This window comes from Caulobacter sp. NIBR1757, from assembly GCF_027912495.1.
Classification (GTDB): domain Bacteria; phylum Pseudomonadota; class Alphaproteobacteria; order Caulobacterales; family Caulobacteraceae; genus Caulobacter.
Window position 1 is genome coordinate 2795001 of the sequence record NZ_CP115463.1, and the last position, 2500, is coordinate 2797500.

2 protein-coding genes and 1 rRNA gene (2 of these 3 only partly in view) are annotated in these 2500 nt (G+C 61.9%); 1 reads left to right on the plus strand and 2 read right to left on the minus strand.

Annotated elements, in window-relative coordinates; translation table 11 throughout:
* Positions 1 to 632, minus strand: a 16S ribosomal RNA gene (locus O5I81_RS13825) (it extends 852 nt beyond the left edge of the window).
* 602 nt (positions 633 to 1234) lie between these two features.
* Complete coding sequence (locus tag O5I81_RS13830) at positions 1235 to 1702, minus strand: cupin domain-containing protein (RefSeq protein ID WP_271065453.1); 468 nt, start codon at positions 1700 to 1702, stop codon at positions 1235 to 1237.
* 184 nt (positions 1703 to 1886) lie between these two features.
* Between O5I81_RS13830 and O5I81_RS13835 the strand changes: the two genes are divergently transcribed.
* On the plus strand, positions 1887 to 2500 hold the 5' portion of the coding sequence (locus tag O5I81_RS13835; RefSeq protein ID WP_271065454.1) for a phytanoyl-CoA dioxygenase family protein. 187 nt of this gene lie beyond the right edge of the window; 614 of the gene's 801 nt are visible here — the first part of the coding sequence; the start codon lies at positions 1887 to 1889; the stop codon falls past the right edge of the window.

Sequence of the window (2500 nt, forward strand, 5' to 3'; positions counted from 1 at the left end):
TCTACACTCGGAGTTCCACACACCTCTCCCAAACTCAAGATAGCCAGTATCAAAGGCAGTTCCAAGGTTGAGCCCTGGGCTTTCACCTCTGACTGAACTATCCGCCTACGCTCCCTTTACGCCCAGTAATTCCGAGCAACGCTAGCCCCCTTCGTATTACCGCGGCTGCTGGCACGAAGTTAGCCGGGGCTTCTTCTCCGGGTACCGTCATTATCGTCCCCGGTGAAAGAATTTTACAATCCTAAGACCTTCATCATTCACGCGGCATGGCTGCGTCAGGCTTTCGCCCATTGCGCAAGATTCCCCACTGCTGCCTCCCGTAGGAGTTTGGGCCGTGTCTCAGTCCCAATGTGGCTGATCATCCTCTCAGACCAGCTACTGATCGTAGCCTTGGTGAGCCATTACCTCACCAACAAGCTAATCAGACGCGGGCCGCTCTAATGGCGATAAATCTTTCCCCCGAAGGGCACATTCGGTATTAGCTCAAGTTTCCCTGAGTTGTTCCGAACCAAAAGGCACGTTCCCACGTGTTACTCACCCGTCCGCCACTAACCCCGAAAGGTCCGTTCGACTTGCATGTGTTAGGCCTGCCGCCAGCGTTCGCTCTGAGCCAGGATCAAACTCTCAGGTTGAGTTGACATTGACTCCAGTAGTTCAGCTCAGGATCGCTCCCAAGCCGGCGTATCTGGTTTTGCATAGTATCTTGACGAGTTCCCATTCACATTGACCGGCCAGCCAAAGCCAACCAGTCGATATTCATGGTGTCTTCAAGAGACCGCATTTTGTCGACGTCGAGGTGGGTTGGTTAAACCCACCGCCAGAACGTCGCCGCCTGCGTTTCTCTTTCCAAATCTACAATGTCAAAGACCCGACCAGAACTTCCGGCCCCACCGTTTAGCGCCCGGTGGCGGCGAGAGGCGGCCTTCTATTTGGCCGCTCCGTTGGTGTCAACCGCTCGATTTTGTTTTTCTCGGAGACCGACAGTTTCCGAAGAAACCCCCGCTTTCAGAGACAAAACCAGCCACCCAGGGAAGCCGAGGCATCCCTCCAGGTCGCTGACCGAGTCGATTGAGGTTGCGGAACATACTCATCGCTGCCGAAATTGCAAGGGAAGAAATCCCCTGCCCTCGTTGGCGGCGCGAGCCGTGCTAAGCAGAGGCGCCTTCTATGGGGTCCCTGCCTCGCTGGCAACCCCGCTGACACAGATTCTTCGCAGAACGCTGGCGCCCTGCGCTCAACCCCGCTGCGGATAGGGTCGGCTGTCCCGGTGGCGATAGCCTTCGTCGCCCGGTCCAGCGACCATGTCGATGTCCGAGTAGGTGCAGACGTCCAGCGGACTGGCGTTGCCGATCTCCAGCACCTTGGCCGGCCTGTCGGTCCGATTGATCAGATGATGCCCATCGGGATCGCCCCGCCGGAAGGCGGCGCAGTCGCCGGCCCTTAAGGTCTCCTCGCCGGACTCGGTGACCAGCACCAGCTCGCCCTCGACCACCCAGACGAACTCGTCCTCATGCGTATGCCAGTGCCGCTGGCTCGACCAAGCCCCGGGCTGGAGGACCGTCAGGTTGACCCCGAACTCGGTGAGGCCCGCGTGCCTGGCGATCTTCTGATAGGTCTGCGGCATGCAAGGGAGATGGAAGGGATCGGGATAGTTGCTCCCGGACTGTACGGGAACCGTGGCGAGGTCGATCTTCTTGTTCATGGCTCTCCTCTACCTTTCCTGTCGCCGCCAGCGGGAGGCGCTCTTGCTGCAAAACGCCTCCACCGCCAGATTTGTCCCATGATGTTCATGAGTCTCTTCCGAACCTGAGTCGCCCGCCCTTGCGGACCGACCGCCGCGCAACGCGCCAAGCTCACGCCTGCTCAGGCCAGCTCGAGAGACCCCCATGCCTGCAGACACCGCTTCCGACCGCGCCCTGGGTGCGGCGCAGATCGAACAGTTCATCACCGACGGCTACGTCCGCCTGGACGATGCCTTCCCCCGCCCTCTGGCCGAGGCCGTCCGGACGCGCCTGTGGCGCGATATGGCCCTCGACCCCGACGACCCCGCCGGCTGGACACAGTCTGTCGTCCGCCTCGGCATCTATAGCGAGGCCCCGTTCGTCGACGCCGCCAACACCGCGCGCCTGCACGACGCCTTCGACCAATTGGCCGGCCCGGGTCGATGGCTCCCCTGCGGCGCCATGGGGACCTTCCCGATTCGCTTCCCCTCCCCTGACGATCCCGGCGACACTGGCTGGCACGTCGACATGAGCTTCGGCTGGGAATCGCCGGACTTCCTCGACTGGCGGATCAACGTCGCTTCCCGCGGCCGCGCCCTGCTCATGCTGTTCCTGTTTTCCGATATCGGCGAGGACGACGCGCCGACTCGCCTGCGGGTCGGCTCGCACAGCGACGTCGCCCGAGCTCTGGCCCCGGCGGGCGAAGCCGGCCTGAGCCTGCGCGAGCTGATGGCCAGCGACTTCGGCGGCTCGGCGTCACGGCCGCAAGTCGCCGCCGT